This is a genomic window from Arthrobacter sp. K410C, from assembly GCF_059090105.1.
In genome coordinates this window covers 146,168-161,206 of sequence record NZ_JBNHFJ010000007.1, presented here as the reverse complement: position 1 = coordinate 161,206, position 15,039 = coordinate 146,168, and the positions used below count along the sequence as shown (strand labels likewise).

At 65.3% G+C, this 15,039-nt stretch carries 11 protein-coding genes; 7 read left to right on the top strand and 4 right to left on the bottom strand.

The features are described from left to right. Positions 1–44 precede the first annotated feature (44 nt). Positions 45–1,799, bottom strand: coding sequence for a SulP family inorganic anion transporter (locus AC5RU7_RS12400; RefSeq protein ID WP_494052472.1), 1,755 nt, complete (start codon positions 1,797–1,799; stop codon positions 45–47). A gap of 237 nt (positions 1,800–2,036) precedes the next feature. On the opposite strand from AC5RU7_RS12400, the gene AC5RU7_RS12395 reads away from it, so the two are divergent. Beyond that, complete coding sequence (locus tag AC5RU7_RS12395) at positions 2,037–2,357, top strand: GYD domain-containing protein (protein WP_494012044.1); 321 nt, start codon at positions 2,037–2,039, stop codon at positions 2,355–2,357. A gap of 71 nt (positions 2,358–2,428) precedes the next feature. Here the strand turns inward: AC5RU7_RS12395 and AC5RU7_RS12390 are convergent, their stop codons facing one another. Beyond that, entirely contained in the window at positions 2,429–3,526 is a 1,098-nt protein-coding gene (locus AC5RU7_RS12390; protein ID WP_494052471.1) for a LacI family DNA-binding transcriptional regulator, read from the bottom strand. Positions 3,527–3,890: 364 nt separating this feature from the next. On the opposite strand from AC5RU7_RS12390, the gene AC5RU7_RS12385 reads away from it, so the two are divergent. The 5 genes from AC5RU7_RS12385 (at position 3,891) to AC5RU7_RS12365 (ending at position 11,372) form a co-directional block, all read left to right on the top strand. Continuing rightward, a complete protein-coding gene (locus tag AC5RU7_RS12385; protein WP_494012042.1) occupies positions 3,891–5,171 on the top strand; it encodes a sugar ABC transporter substrate-binding protein in 1,281 nt (426 codons plus the stop codon). Positions 5,172–5,249: 78 nt separating this feature from the next. Beyond that, complete coding sequence (locus AC5RU7_RS12380) at positions 5,250–6,866, top strand: ABC transporter permease subunit (protein WP_494052470.1); 1,617 nt, start codon at positions 5,250–5,252, stop codon at positions 6,864–6,866. Then, a complete protein-coding gene (locus AC5RU7_RS12375; protein WP_494052469.1) occupies positions 6,866–7,795 on the top strand; it encodes a sugar ABC transporter permease in 930 nt (309 codons plus the stop codon). The genes AC5RU7_RS12380 and AC5RU7_RS12375 overlap by 1 nt, the downstream gene beginning before the upstream one ends. Further along, positions 7,792–9,645 carry a glycoside hydrolase family 13 protein gene (locus tag AC5RU7_RS12370; protein WP_494052468.1) on the top strand — a complete coding sequence of 618 codons (1,854 nt, stop codon included), beginning with the start codon at positions 7,792–7,794 and terminating at the stop codon, positions 9,643–9,645. Before AC5RU7_RS12375 ends, AC5RU7_RS12370 begins: the two co-directional genes overlap by 4 nt. Continuing rightward, on the top strand, positions 9,642–11,372 hold the full coding sequence (locus AC5RU7_RS12365) for a glycoside hydrolase family 13 protein (RefSeq protein WP_494052467.1): 1,731 nt from the start codon (positions 9,642–9,644) through the stop codon (positions 11,370–11,372). The genes AC5RU7_RS12370 and AC5RU7_RS12365 overlap by 4 nt, the downstream gene beginning before the upstream one ends. A gap of 353 nt (positions 11,373–11,725) precedes the next feature. On the opposite strand, the gene AC5RU7_RS12360 is transcribed toward AC5RU7_RS12365, so the two are convergent. Further along, positions 11,726–13,384, bottom strand: coding sequence for a thiamine pyrophosphate-binding protein (locus AC5RU7_RS12360; protein WP_494052466.1), 1,659 nt, complete (start codon positions 13,382–13,384; stop codon positions 11,726–11,728). A gap of 119 nt (positions 13,385–13,503) precedes the next feature. After that, positions 13,504–14,007, bottom strand: coding sequence for an Lrp/AsnC family transcriptional regulator (locus AC5RU7_RS12355; RefSeq protein WP_494052465.1), 504 nt, complete (start codon positions 14,005–14,007; stop codon positions 13,504–13,506). 138 nt (positions 14,008–14,145) lie between these two features. Here AC5RU7_RS12355 and AC5RU7_RS12350 point away from each other — a divergent pair, with 138 nt between their 5' ends. Continuing rightward, complete coding sequence (locus AC5RU7_RS12350; RefSeq protein ID WP_494052464.1) at positions 14,146–14,772, top strand: TetR/AcrR family transcriptional regulator; 627 nt, start codon at positions 14,146–14,148, stop codon at positions 14,770–14,772. The last annotated feature ends 267 nt before the right edge of the window (positions 14,773–15,039 follow it).

The following is a 15,039-nucleotide window of genomic DNA, read 5'->3' as shown; positions in this document are numbered from 1 at the left end:
GCGGACTCTTGCGGTGATCCGGCAGTCGGCCACGAAGGCGGCGGTTACGCCTCCCGCCCCTCCCGCTGGAACGCCCGCACGGCCTCGCTCACAGTCGGGTAGAAGTGTTCGGGGGAGAATCGGGAGCCCATGCCGTACCGCAGCAGCCTGTCCTTAACCGGGCCCTTCATCTCCGCGAACACCAGGTCCACGCCGTGCCGCTCAAGCCATTCGTCCAGCTGGATCAGCTCGTCCAGGGCGGTGGTGTCGATCCCGGTCACGGGCTCGGCGGCCAGCACCACGCGTTCGGTACCGGGCGGGGCCTCGTCCAGCGCGTTGCGCACGAAGGAGCCCAGCAGGGCGCCGTTGCCGAAGAACAGCGGCGCGTCGAAGCGCAGGATCAGCAGGCCGGGGACGCGTTCGCCGTCGGGATGGCGGCTGACGTCGTGGTAGCCGGGCATGCCGGGCACGTCCACCAGTTCGGCGCGGTAGGGGTCCCAGGCCCGCCGCAGGAAGTCCAGAATGGCCAGGCCGACGGCGACCACGATGCCCGGGAGGACGCCCAGGATGGCGACCCCGAGGAATGCCGCGAGCATCACCAGCGATTCGCTGCGGCTCATGCCGAGAAGCCGGCGCACGCCTGCGGAGTCGGCGATTCCGGCGGCCGCGGCGATGACGATGGCGGCCAGGGTGGCGGATGGCAGGAATTCGGTGACCCCGGGCGCCGCAAGCATGAAGCCGAGGACCAGGACGGCGCCCACCATGCCGGTGAGCTGTGATTTCGACCCCGACTCCACCGCCACCGGCGTCCGGGACGTGCTGGCCGAAACGGGGAAGCCGCCCAGCAGGCCGCTGGCCGCGTTCGCCGCGCCCAGGGCCGCCATCTCGTGGTTGCCGGAGACCTTGCCGTTCCGGGCTGCGGCCAGGGACTGGGACAGGGTTCCGGTGTCGACGAAGACGATCAGGGCGATGCCCGCGGCGGCGGGCAGCAGGGCCATGACGTCGGCCCAGCCGATCCCGCCGAGGGCCGGCGCCGGGAGCCCTTGCGGCAGGGCACCGGTCACGTCCACCCGGTCGCGGAGTCCCAGCAGGGCCACGGCGACGCAGGACACGACGACGGCGATCAGCACACCGGGGACCTTCCACCTCAGCCACCGCGACACCAGGATGAGTGCCAGCGAGGCCAGCCCCAACAGCAGCGCCGCCATGTTGGTTTCGCCGGCGAGTACCTTCGGCACCGCGGCGAAGAGCTTGTTCCAGGGCGTCTCGCCGTCCACAGAGATTCCCAGGAGCGTGGGAATCTGGGAGGCCACCACCAGCAGGGCGATGCCGTTGAGGTAGCCCAGCCGGATGGGCTTGGAAAGCAGTCCCGTGACGATGCCCAGTCGCAGTACCGAGCCGACCAGCATGATGGCGCCGATCAGGATGGCCAGCAAGCCGGCGAGCGCCACGGATCTCTGTTCGTTTGCCGCGGCCAGGGGCAGCAGGGCCGCCACGATCATCGGGGCGAGTGCCGAATCCGGGCCCAGCACCAGCACCCGTGAGGGCCCCACAGCAGCGTAGACAATCAGCGGCACGACGGTGGCGTAGAGGCCGGTGACCGGCGGGAGGCCGGCGGCCTGGGCGTAGGCCATGCCCGCGGGGACCAGGACCGCGAAGAGCGCGGCGCCGGCCACCAGGTCGTGCCGCAGCCACCCGATCTCATACCCGCGGAGTGACGGCGGGATCCACCAGGATCGGGGCTTACCGGAGCGGCGCATGTTCAGATCATGGCTTATCCGGTCCTTGTCCGCCATCAGCCAGCGCGAAGGCGGCGACACTAGGTGCACCCGCATATTGACTGCACGCAGCAAGGGGAATAGCTTCTGCGTTAACGGGGTCGGTTGCCCCGTTTCTACGCGACTAGGGGCCGGATCTGGGCCGCTCCTGCATGGCAACGGAGCCACGTGAGGAGGATTCTGCGCGGACGCCATCCTGCTTCAAACGTACCCGGGCTCCGCGGGTACCTCCCGGATGGCCACAGAAACCGGGTTAGGGATCCAGGAAAGGAAAGAACAATGCCAAAGTATCTGTTTGAGGCGACGTACGTGGGCCAGGGCATCAAGGGGCTCATGCAGGAGGGCGGTACCGCACGGCGTGACGCCCTCACGGAGGCCTTGGCCTCGGTGGGAGGAACGCTGGAGTGCTTCTACTACGCCTTTGGTTATTACGACGTCCTTGGCGTTTTCGAGGCGCCGGATGATGCAAGTGCCGCAGCATTGTCGCTGCTGATCAATTCGACGGGGAACGTCAACGTCCGCCTGAAGCCGCTTTTGTCCGTGGAGGACATTGACGAAGCCGCCAAGAAGACGCCGTCCTACCGCGCGCCGGGACAGTAGTAGGGCGCCTGGCACCGTGGCCAGCGGTCCGCCGTCGTAACCTACGACGGCGGCCCGCTCGCTGCCCGGTTTTATGTGCGGCCAGGGACCAGGTCGCTGGAGCGTGGCACGGCAGTACTGCTACGGACGATGAAGTCGGTACTGATGAGTTCGTGAAGGTTATCCGGGGGCGGGGACTCTTGAACGCCGGGCATGGCGGCAGGGCCACTTTCAGCCGCACCGTTAGAAGGCACCGCCGTCTCCGACAACTTCTGCAGGAGCCGCCGTGCCGCCAGCTGTCCTTGCTTGCGGGGAAATTGCTGGATGGTGGTCAGCCCGAAAGTCTCGCCGAGTTCATGCCCGTCGATGCCCACCACGGACAGGTCCTGCGGCACCTGGAGGCCAAGGTCCCGTGCAGCAAGCATCACGCCGATGGCCATCTCGTCGGAAGCGGCAAAGACAGCGGTGGGGCGTTCAGGCATGGCGAGGAGCGTCCGGGCTTTTTGGTAGGCATCCTGCAGGGTGAAGTCCGACGCGATGATCCACTCTGGCCGGATGGGTGTCTTGGCTTTTTGCATCTCGTGTTCGAAGCCGGCCTGGCGCTGGTCCGTCAGTTTGAAGTCGCGGTAGGGGTCGGTTCCTCCGCTCACATGGGCGATTTTCTGATGGCCAAGGCCCAGAAGATGCCCGGTGGCCAGGGAAGCTGCGGCGAAATGGTCGATCCCGATGGTTGGGACCCCCGGCATGGGTCCGCCGATGCCCACTACCGGGCGGCGGATTGACAGCATGCGCGTCAGTTCCTCTGTTGTCAGCTCGAGTGAGACCGGCAGCACCGCGTCCAGGCGCTGCCTCATGAGGAAATCCCCGAGCACCGCGTCCTGATGATCGCGGTCGCCAAAAATGTTGTACAGCGCCAGATCGTAGCCCACCGTAATGAGTTCCTCGCCAATTCCTGCCACCACTTTGGCGAAGTACCAGCGGTCAACCGACGGCACGATGACGCCGATGATGCGGCTGCGGCCTGTAACCAGGCTCGAGGCGTTATAGGAACGAACAAAGTTGAGCTCCTTGGCCGCGGCCAGCACCCGGGCCCGGGTTGCGGCTGCCACCGAGCCGTTGCCACTGAGCGCGCGGGAAGCGGTGCCCACGGAGACGCCGGCGCGGGCAGCAACTTCCTTTATGCCTGTCACGGTCAACTTTCCTCACCTTGGAGCCGCGCCTGTACGGCGCAGGGAGCAGCCGCTATGACTCCTCGTCTTTTCACGGTAGTGGAAAGACTGCCCTTCTGCAGAAGGCGGCACAGCGGCCAACGGCTCCAATTGCGGCTGTCCAGCAGCGAGCTAAGCCTCCTTCCCCACGAATAATGTAAACGTTTCTATGTCTGAAGTTTCCCGGTTTTCCGGGGATCTTTTCCGGTCGATGCCTCATCTATACGCTATTTGAGCTGCTGCTAGACGTCGTGGTTGGAAACGCTTACACTAGTTCGTGACACAGGTCACGCTCGCCGCCTTGCTGAGGCAGGTGACGCGCATTCCTCTTTCAAAGGAGAAACAGATGAGTAGGATTCAGGGCGCCCTCGCGGTTACCGCCACCGCGATGCTGCTGCTTACCGGGTGTGGAAACGCTACCCAGGCAAACCAGCCGGCCACATCATCACCGGCTGCGGCGGGGTCCACCGCAGCCCCGGAACGGGCGGACGCCGATCTGGTGATTTGGACCGACAACTTGAAAGCCGATTCGGTGCGCGCCTTCGCGGACGATTTTGCGGCCGACAACGGCATCAGCGTGGCCGTCCAGGTGGTGTCAGGTGAGTTCCAGACTGCCCTTGTGACAGCAAACGCTGCGGGCAACGGGCCCGATGTGTTCACCGGCGCACATGACATGATCGGCAATCTCGTGCAGAACGGCTCCATCGATCCACTGCAGATAGCACCGGATCAACTCAAGGGCTACACCGAAACAGCGGTCAAGGCCGTGACCTACAACGAGTCCGTGTACGCGCTGCCGTACGGGATCGAAACGCTTGGTCTCTTCCGCAATACAAGCATCGTCCCGGAGGCCCCGGCGACTTTGGAGGATGCCTTCGCCACAGGCGCGGAGGCTGTGGCTGCCAAGAAGGCAGAAGTTCCATTCAGCCTGCCGCAAGGGAACAGCGGTGACGCCTACCATATGCAGCCGTTGTACACCTCGATGGGTGGCTATCTCTTCGGTGCAACAGCCCAGGGCGACCCGAATCCCTCCGACCTGGGCGTCGGAGGTGAAGGTTCCGTGGCCGCCGCCCGGAAGATCCATGAACTCGGGGAGGCGGGAAGCGGCGTCCTGAAACGCTCTATCAGCGTGGACAATTCGATCTCTTTGTTCGCTGACGGCAAGGCCCCCTACCTGGTGGCGGGCCCTTGGGCCCTGAACCAGGTGGAGAAGGCGGGAATCCCCTTCGAAGTAACACCCATCCCCGGCTTCGAGGGACAGGCTGCTGCCCGGCCCTTCGCCGGCGTCCAGGGCTTCTATGTGGCATCGAACGGAAAGAACGAAGCCTTCGCCCATGAGTTCGTGGAGAACGCGATGAACACCGAAGAGGGCATGACGCGGATGTTCGAAGGAGCGAAGCTGCCGCCCACCATGACGTCCGTTCGGGAGAAAGTCGCGGGCCAGAATCCTGCCATTGAGACGTTTGCCTCCGCAGCGGAATCCGCCCAGCCTATGCCGGCGATTCCGGAAATGGCTGCCGTTTTCGCACCCCTTGGCCAGGCCTTCGCGGCGATCGTTGGCGGCGCTGAGCCGGAAAGCACCATGCGCGCGGCCGGGGAAACCATCGCTGCTGCAATCGGCAAGTAGGAAACGGACCCGGGGGCCGATGCACATGTCTTCGGCCCCCAGGGCCATGCTGCCCGGATTGGAATCCAGGAGAACCCCATGATCGAAACACTTAAACGCCTGCAGCGCCCCTCGTCGCCTGCATCAGAGCAGTCCGGCACAGGCCGTGAACGTACCACCACACCTGTGGCCCTCTTCGCCAAAATCCTTGCACTGGGCACTGTTGTTGGCTCAGCGGCTGCCCTCACCCCTGCCCTCATCGCTACAGGGCGGTGGGGATTCCTCGCAGCAATCTGGGTCGTCGCCGGGGTTCTGCTGCTGACCTACATCACCGGTCGTGGGGTGCCGGCCAAGTATCTGGTGCCCGGAACACTCCTTCTGGTGGTCTTCCTGGTGTATCCCATCGTGATGACGTTCCAGATGTCGACGACGAACTTCGGCGATGGAACACGGACGTCAAAAGAAGAAACTATCTCCCAAATTATCGGCGCCTCGGTGGTCCAGAGCCCTGACTCCCCGCGCTACAACCTCTCGATAGCCACTGAAGGGAACCCCACCACGGGGCCGTTCGCTTTTCTCCTCGTTGAGCCCAAAAGCGGAGATGTGTTCCTCGGTACTCCTGATGACGGGCTTCAGGAGCTTGACCCGGCAGACGTTACCGTTGCCGGCGGGTTCGTCACCGAGGCGGACGGTTACGAGCTCCTGACGCCGCAGCAGGTCAACAGCGCGAGCGAAGAGCTAAAGGAATTTGCGGTACCCACCGATCGCGGTGCCATTCGGCAGTTGGGCATCCGCCAGGCGTTCGAGGGCGCTTCGCCGCTCAAGTACGACGAGGCGCGCGACGTCATCGCCAACACGGCCACCGGTGTGGATTACACCCCGGTCCAGCAAGGCGACAGGGAGTACTTCGTTGACGCGGAGGGTAAGCGGTTGTCCGACCAGTCCTGGCTGGCCAACGTGGGCTTTTCGAACTATCTGCGCGTCTTTTCGGACACCAGGATCAGCGGTGATTTCCTGCAGATCTTCGCCTGGACGTTCATCTTCGCAACAGTGTCCGTAGCAGGAACGTTCCTGCTTGGGCTGGGGCTGGCTACCGCACTTAACGATCCGCGGATCAAAGGACAACGCTTCTACCGGGCCATCCTCATCCTGCCCTACGCGATCCCGGGATTCATCGCCCTGCTGGTCTGGTCCAGCTTCTGGAACAAGGACTTCGGCCTGATCAACAGCGCCTTGGGACTGGACCTGAACTGGCTCGGTGAACCCTTCCTGGCGAAGGCGGCCATCCTGCTGACGAATTTCTGGATGGGGTTCCCTTACATGTTCCTGGTTTGCACCGGGGCCCTCCAGGCCATCCCGGCCGACCTCAAGGAAGCATCACGGATCGACGGCGCCAGCGGTTTCCTGGGCTTTCGAAAGATCACGTTCCCGTTGCTCCTGGTGACTGTTGCCCCGCTGCTGGTATCCACATTCGCCTTCAATTTCAACAACTTCAACGCCATCTATCTGCTGACAGAGGGCGGACCGTTCGATCCCGCGAACCCGACGGCGGGAGCAACTGACATCCTGATCAGCTACACCTACCGCCTGGCCTTCGGCGGGCAGGGCGCACAGCTCGGTTTTGCCGCGGCCGTGTCCGTGCTGCTGTTCGTTGTCACCGGCATCATCGCCGCCATTCAGTTCCGTTTCACGCGCACCCTGGAAGAGGTGAACTGATGTCGTCTTCCCAGACACGTCTTGCTGAAGTACCGGTCCAGGAGCCGCACCGTACCCCCGAATCCCGGCGCAGGCAACACCGCAGCCGATGGTTTGCCGAAGTGGGGTGGCGCCACCTCGTGGCAATTGCTGCGGTGTTCATAGCCCTGTTCCCCGTGTTGTTCATTGTCTCGGCGGCGCTGAACCCGCTGGGCACCGTGGCCTCCACCAGCCTGATTCCCCGTGAAGTGAGCCTGGTGCATTTCCAGGCCCTCTTCACGGACCCCAACCGGCCCTATCTGCGGTGGTTCGCCAACACGCTGATCATCAGTACGGTGGTCACGCTGGGGCAGATCCTGTGCAGCGCCCTGGCCGCCTACGCCTTCTCCCGGTTCCGCTTCAGCGGCCGGCGGATCGGCTTGCTCAGCCTGCTCCTCATCCAAATGTTCCCCCAGTTCCTCGCTGTAGTGGCGTTGTACCTGATGTTCACTGCCATCGGGGAGGTCATTCCCCAGCTCGGCCTGAACACCCTCCTGGGTTACGGACTCCTGCTCATGGGCGGGGCGCTCTCGCAGGTGTGGCTGATCAAGGGATTCTTTGATTCGGTGCCGAAGGAACTGGACGAGGCGGCCACCATGGACGGGGCGGGCCACGCCACGGTGTTCTTCCGGGTCATCTTTCCGCTGATAACGCCGATCCTTGCAGTCACCGGCCTGTTGTCCTTCATCGGTGTGCTGGGCGAATTCGTCCTGGCATCAATCTTCCTCACCGATAACGACGTCAAAACCCTGGCCGTCGGCCTCTACGCCACCATCGACGCCGACCGGTCGGGCAACCTGGGCGTCTTCGCCGCGGGGGCCCTCCTGACCAGTTTGCCCGTGGTGCTGCTGTTCCAGTTCCTGCAGAAGTTCATTACCGGGGGACTCACCGCCGGGGCGGTCAAGGGATGAGCACAACACAGCTCTGGGACCAGCCGCACCATGACGGCTCGGCGATGTACGTTTCCAATCCCAACCCTGAACTGGGGGAGACGGTCACGGTTTTCCTTCGGGTTCCCCGCGCCAGCGGTGTAACGAAGGCCCTGCTCCGCATGTGTATCGACGGCGAACAGGCCCTCCTGGCGGCGGGCATTGACCGGGAAAACAGCCATGAATTCTGGCTGCGTGCTGATTTCCCCATGGAGAACCCGGTTGTGAACTACCGGTGGCTGCTCGACGGCCCGCCCAGCGGTTACCAATGGTTGAACGGGACCGGCCTGCACACCGGTGACGTCACGGACGCCAGCGATTTCCGTATCACCGCGTACGCCCCGCCGCCGGCCTGGGCGAACAGTGCAGTTCTGTACCAGATTTTTCCGGACAGATTCGCAAAGTCCGTCGACCGGCCGGCGCCCGACTGGGCCATCCCCGAGGACTGGGGAAACAAGGTCATCGGACGGGGACCCGAGACCCCTTACCAGTACTTCGGCGGAGACCTCGACGGGATCACCGCCCGCCTCGGGCACATTGCGTCCCTGGGGGTGGACACCGTCTACCTGACGCCGATCTTCCCTGCACGGTCAAACCACCGGTATGACGCGTCCAGTTTCGACCAAGTGGATCCGCTGCTTGGCGGCGACCAGGCGCTGCAGCGACTGTCCGGTGCTTTGCATGCCCGGGGCATGCGCCTGCTGGGCGACCTGACCACGAACCATTGCGGGGATGCCCACGAGTGGTTCAAGACCGCGGTTGCGGATCCGGACAGCGTCGAAGCAGGATTCTTCCTCTTCACCAACCACCCTGACGAGTACGTGTGCTGGTTCGGGCACAAGTCCCTTCCCAAGTTCAACCACGCCAACCCGGAACTGCGCCGGCGCCTCTACGAGGGCAAGGAATCCGTGGTGGCCCGCTGGCTGGGGCCGGGCGGGTTTGACGGGTGGCGCATCGACGTCGCCAACATGACCGGACGGCACGGGACCACCGACCTGAACCACATGGTGTCCACCACTCTCCGCCGCACCATGGCCGAAACCGAACCGGACGCGCTGTTGCTGGCTGAACACAGCCACGATGCATCGCAGGACCTGCAGGTGGATGGCTGGCACGGCGTGATGAACTATGCCGGTTTCACCCGCCCGGTATGGCAATGGCTGAAGCCGGCAGCCCCCGTTCCGTTCGAGGAGGGGCCGTTTGTTGCCATTCCGCGGCTCTCGGGGACGGACATTGTGGGCTCCATGCGTGCCTTCGCGGCGGCCGCTCCCTGGCGGGCCACTGCGCACGCCCTGAACCTGGTGGGTTCCCATGACACCTTCCGGATCAGCACCTTGCTCGGTGACGCGGGCCTCGTCACGGTGGCCTTTGGCCTGCTGGCCACCATGCCCGGCATCCCGATGTTGTGGGCGGGAGATGAGATCGGGCAGGAGGGCGATAACGGTGAAGACGGCAGGCGCCCGTTCCCCTGGGACAACCTTGGCGAGTGGGACCATGACCGGCTCGTCGCCACCCGTGCCCTTTTCCAGGCGCGGAAGCAGTCCGAAGCCCTCCGGCAAGGCGGACTGCGGTGGCTCACCATCGGCGAGGACGCCTTCACGTTCCTGCGTGAATCGCCCCATGAAACGGTCCTGGTCCATGCAGCCCGGGCGGACCACGCCGCCATCAAAATGCCGGCCCGCGTTGTCGGCCCCCACCTTCGCGGGCTGGCAGGAACCCCGGACCTCCACGGGGACACCGGGGGAATGATTACCCTGCCCAGCCACGGGCCCGGCCTTGCCATCTGGCGCTGTGACGCGCCAGCCACAGGATTCGAAAGGAACCATCAATGACTGTCTCATCCCACTCGCGGCAGAAGACCCGCCAACTTTCCCCGGCCCCCGACTGGTGGCGCCAGGCGTCCGTTTACCAGATCTACCCGCGCAGCTTCCATGACAGCAACGGGGACGGACTGGGCGACCTGCCCGGTATCACGGCCAAGGTGCCCTACCTGAGGAAGCTGGGCATCGACGCCGTATGGCTGAGCCCCTTCTATCCCTCCGCGCTCGCGGACGGAGGTTACGACGTCGACGATTACCGCAACGTGGACCCCCGGCTGGGCACCCTGGCCGACTTCGACGAGATGACCGCGGCGCTGCACGAAGCAGGCATCAGACTGATTGTCGACATCGTTCCCAACCATTCATCCGACCGCCACGAATGGTTCCGCGAGGCGCTGGCTTCCCCCGCCGGTTCTCCGGCCCGGGACCGCTACATCTTCCGCGACGGGCTGGGACCCGGCGGGAACGAGCCGCCGTCGGACTGGCAGTCGATCTTCGGCGGTTCCGCATGGGAACGAATCACGGAACCGGACGGTACGCCCGGGCAGTGGTACCTCCACCTGTTCGCCAAGGAGCAGCCCGACTTCAACTGGGACAACCAGGAGGTCCGGGAAGACTTCCTCACCACCCTCCGGTTCTGGGCCGACCGCGGTGTTGACGGGTTCCGCGTGGACGTGGCGCATGGCCTGACCAAGCACCTTCCCGAGACCCTGCCCGCTGAGATCGAGATGCCGGGCATGGCCTCCGAGCACGGGCAGCACCTGTTCTGGGACCGTGACGAGGTCCATGACATCTATGCCCAGTGGCGGCTCGTGTTCAACGAATACGATCCGCCGCGGATGGCCGTAGCCGAGGCATGGGTCCACCCGTCCCGGCGGGCCCGCTACGCCAGCCCGGAAGGCTTGGGGCAGGCCTTCAACTTCGATCTGCTGACGGCGGACTTCGACGCGGCGGAGTTCCGCTCATCCATCACCAGGAACCTCGCCGAAGCTGACGCCACAGGCGCCTCTTCCACCTGGGTGTTCTCCAACCATGACGTGGTCCGCCACCCCACCCGCTACGGGCTCACCGCGGTGCCGGTGCCGGCGGCGGCCGCGGAGACGGAGACTGGCACGCCGATGGCTGGCGGAGCACACGATGGCAAAGCGTGGCTGCTGGCCGGCGCGCCGGAGCACGAACTCAACCGGGACCTTGGATTGGCCCGCGCAAAGGCCGCCACGCTGCTGATGCTGGCCCTTCCCGGATCCGCCTACCTGTACCAGGGGGAGGAACTGGGGCTGCATGAGGTGACGGACATCCCGGATGAGCACCGCCAGGACCCCGCATTTTTCCGCAACCCCGGCGTGGACATCGGACGGGACGGCTGCCGTGTGCCGCTTCCCTGGGACGCCGGTTACACCGCATTCGGGTTCAGCGGCACTGGGGCGCACCTGCCCCAGCCGCAGTGGTTCAGCAGGGTGGCAGCAGAACTGCAGGAAAGGAATCCCCGATCCACCTTGAATCTGTACCGGAAAGCCCTCTGGCTCCGCGGGATTCTGCAGGGACCGGAGGAACTGCAGTGGATTGAGGAAGCTGATCCGCAGGTCCTTCACTTCGCCCGTCCGCAGGGCTGGCACAGCGTCACCAACTTCGGCGACAAGCCGGTGCCGCTGCCCGCTGGCCTGGTGCTCTTGTCCAGTGGCGTCCTTCCCCAGGACGGAACACTGCCGCCTGCCACTACCGTGTGGCTGACCCGCTAGTCATAGCAGGACGGGCCTCCACCTCCGCACGGGCCACCCTCTCTCACCTCCTGCAGTAAATTGGGCAACCCTCTCTCACCTCCTGGATCTGCTTAAGCTACCGGATGCACGCTGCCGCGGCAGCACAGCCGCCGGACTTCAAAGGGAAGTGATAGAGGGATGCGTAAAAGCTGCACGAGCTGATAGAGCGTTGCAGGAAAAGCTGCAGGAGCTGATGGAGCGTTGAAGGAAAAGCTGCAGGAGCTGATGGAGCGTTGAAGGAAAAGCTGCAGGAGCTGATAGAGCGTTGGAATGCCGGGTTGGACAGCGGCGTATCCGCAAGCGCCCCAGCCACCTACGCTTGCAGCGCCTGGTTACCCTGCCACCGCCGCCTTCGCCGCCCGGGTGGCGTCCATCCATTCGCTCAGCCAGGGCGCCCGGACGGCGGAGGTGATCCGGCAGTCGGCCACGAAGGTCCCCTTGGCGCCGGCGTCGATCCAGTCCTGAAGCGCGGAAAGGTCGGCGAGCGAGCGGATGACCGCGGACTCGGCACCCAACGCCCGGGCAACCCCGCTGAAGTCCACCTCGGGGATCAGCATCGGCTTCTCCGTCAGGCCCTGCGAGCCGTACTGGTGGATCTCGGCCCCGTAGGCGGCGTCGTTGTAGATCACCACAATCGCGCTGCTCGCCGCACCAATCAGCGATTCCAGGTCGGCCAGGCCCATCAGGAACCCGCCGTCGCCCGACGCCAGCACCAGGGTGCGGCCGTCCTCAAGCGCACGTGCCGCCCCGACGGCGCTGGCGAGCCCCAGCCCGATGGACTGGAAGGCGGTCCCCACCATCACCAGGTCCTGCGGCCGCGGGATGTTCCAGTACATGGGCGCCCAGCCGATGAAGTGCCCGCCGTCCTGGACCACCGTCCGGCGCTCCGGCAGCACGGCATCGAGCGCCGTGGCAAGAGCGCGCGGGTCCAGCCGGCCGTCCTCGGTCACCTCGGAGCCGGGGTGGTGGGCCTGTCCATCGGACAAACGACGGCGGGCTTCCGCGCGCCAGCCAGCACCCGAGGAGCCGCCGTCCAGCAGCTGGAGCAGCCCTCCCGCGGCGGTCCTCACGTCCGCGCTGACGAACAGGTCAACCCGCGGGTTGGTCGGCTGCAGGGCGGTGTCGATCTGGATTACGGTGGCATCCGGGCCGAGCAGGTGTCCGAACCGCAGGGTGAAGGGGCTCAGGCTCGCCCCGGCCACCAGGACCACGTCGGCATCGCCCATGAGGCCGGCCGCGGTGTCAGTGCCGAAACCGCCCGCGACGCCCAGGTACCCCTCGCCATTGAGGAGGTTGAGCGACAGGGCGGTTCCGGCGGTCAGTGCGCCGGTCCGGTCGGCGAGTTCGCGGAGTTCCGGGCCGGCGCCGGCGAGGTGTGCGCCGCGGCCGGCGAGGATCAGCGGCCGCCTGGCGCCGGCGAGCAGGCGGGCCACCTGCCCAAGGTCGGTGCCGCCGTCGTGCGTCACCTGCGGCGCGGTCGGCGCGGGAAGGTCCTCGTCTGCAGCTTCGAGTGCCGCGAGGTCGTAGGGGATGGCAAGTACGACGGCGGTGCGCCGGGTGAGCGCGTACTCCACCGCCTGCCGGGTGACGGCGCCGGCGGCGTCGCGGGTGACGGTGAAGGTGGCCGCGCCAAGGCCCGCGGCGATGGCCGCCTGGTCCACGTCCCAGGGCCGGGCGCCGCTGGTGGGGGCGTCCCCGGTGACCAGCACCACCGGGATCTGCGCCTGGACGGCTTCGGCCAGGGCGGTGAGCGCGTTGGTGTAGCCGGGGCCGTAGGTGGTGGTGCCCGCGGCCAGCCGTCCCGACGACCGGTAGTAGGCGTCGGCCGCGGCGATGGCGGCGCCCTCGTGCCGGACGGGGGAGAAACGCAGGCCCAGCTGCTCCGCGGCGTCCAGGAAGTAGGCGTTGCCGTTGCCCATGACGCCGAAGACGTCGCTGACATAGCTGCTGAGAACCTGCGCCACGCGGCCTGAGACGGTGAGAGTAGTCATGCAGGAATCGTGTGGGACGGCCTCCGGATAAGCAACAGCCTCAGATCTGGCTGGGACTTTTGGCAGCAGAAGCAGCACAAGCTGACAATTTGCCCACTTGTGGCCTACGTCACCGGTATCTAATCCGAAGCGCGGGATTCCTGCTCGGACAGGCGGCTGATGAGGCCGTCGTACCGGGGCGGCATGAGTTCCATCACGGAGATGGCGGTGCTGGTCCGCTGGATCCCGTCGATCTCCAGGATCTGGTTGGTGATGCGGTAGAGGTCGGCGGTGCCGCGGGCCACCACCTTGGCCATGAGGTCCGCGTCGCCGGTGGTGGCGTGCACCTCGATGACTTCCGGGATCGCCGCGAGGCCGCTTTCCACCGAGCCGAACCGCGTCTGGCTGATTTCCAGGGAGAGGAAGGCCATGAGCTCGTAGCCGAGCGCGGCCGGGTCCAGGCGTCGGCTGAAGGAGCGGAGCGCGCCACTTCGCTCCAGCCGCGCCAGCCGGGCGTGGACGGTGTTGCGTGCGACACCGAGTGTCCGGGAAAGTGCCAGGGCGCTGGCTTCGGGGTCCTTGTCGAGGGCCAGGATGATCCGGCCGTCGAGTGAATCGAGGGTGCGCGGGTTCGTGATGGTCATATTTTCACCAGAGCTACTAGAAGTTGAGCAGAAGTCCCAAGCACAAAAGCGTATCTTGCAATGTGGTTCGGGTCACAACCGTGATCAGTCCTCACGACCAGTGGTGCACTCATCCGGGTTTCCCCATAGTCTGGCCGGGTGGATACAGGCACCGTGAAGTCCGGGGGACAGGTTGACAGGCAGTCACGGATTCTCGAGGCGGCGCTGGATCTGCTGTCGCGCCACGGAATCTCTGGTATCAATATGCGCGCCGTGGCGCGCGAAGCCGGCGTGGCACTGGGGCTCGTGAACTACTACTACGAAGACAAGTCGAGCTTGGTCCGCGCGGCCTTGCAGCGAATCGACGAGCATGACCTGAGGCTGGTGGAGCCGGACCCGGCGTCACCCCCGGACGAACAGCTCCGCAAGGCCCTCCAGCGCGTCGCGGGCCCGGAACTCCTGACCACACGCTATCTGTCGCTGCGTCTCCACCTGTGGGCTCTGGCGCAAGCCCATGAAGACTTTGCACAGATCAACGCGGCGGCGTTCGAGCGGTATCTCGATGGGCTCGCCGCGCTGATAGGGAACGCCAAACCCGAGCTTTCCCGCGATGACTGCAGGGAGCGGGCAGCCGACATTGTCGTCGTACAGAACGGCATGTGGCTAACAGCGCTCCTTGGCATAGACAAGGCATCCATCCAGCGAAGCATCGCCCGCACGGAGCACATTGCGTTCGCTCCTTCGCGAAAAAACGAGCGCGCACTGGGCGAAGCCCAGGAGTCCTAGAAACTACCTCATCCAGCGGAAGCGGCTTTGCGACCGTTGTTGAACATTTGTTCAGATTGACCCTTGAACGTTTGTTCAATATGGACTAATCTGCATTGTATGACCTACGCCACACAGTTCACTTCGAGGACGTCGACGTGGGCTCCTGCGGGCGGCGCGAAGTCCTAGGGACCGAAGAGTTCTCCGCCAGGACAGCCACGATCCAACCGCCTGGCCCCTGCGCGCATGTGCCTCAAGCACCAGCACCGGGGCGCCCCCTGACAGCAG